The sequence below is a fragment of the Lachnoanaerobaculum sanguinis genome (assembly GCF_033242365.1).
GTDB lineage: Bacteria > Bacillota > Clostridia > Lachnospirales > Lachnospiraceae > Lachnoanaerobaculum > Lachnoanaerobaculum sanguinis.
In genome coordinates, this window is the sequence record NZ_BTHK01000101.1 from 1 (window position 1) to 269 (window position 269).

The 269-nt window shown below is 49.8% G+C and carries 1 rRNA gene; it reads right to left on the bottom strand.

Annotated features, from left to right (window positions below):
• Nucleotides 1-269, bottom strand: a 23S ribosomal RNA gene (locus SBH76_RS13700); the annotation flags it as partial.

Below are 269 nucleotides of genomic sequence, written 5' to 3' on the forward strand. Positions count from 1 at the left end.
CTTCGTTTCCTGACTTCTCCTCTTAACCTTCCGGCACCGGGCAGGCGTCAGCCCATATACTTCACCTTGCGGTTTCGCATAGACCTGTGTTTTTGCTAAACAGTTGCTTGAGCCTTTTTTCTGCGACCACTCTATTAAAGTGGCACCCCTTCTCCCGAAGTTACGGGGTCATTTTGCCGAGTTCCTTAACAATGCTTCTCCCGCCGGCCTTAGGATTCTCTCCTCATCTACCTGTGTCGGTTTGCGGTACGGGTACATATAACACAATA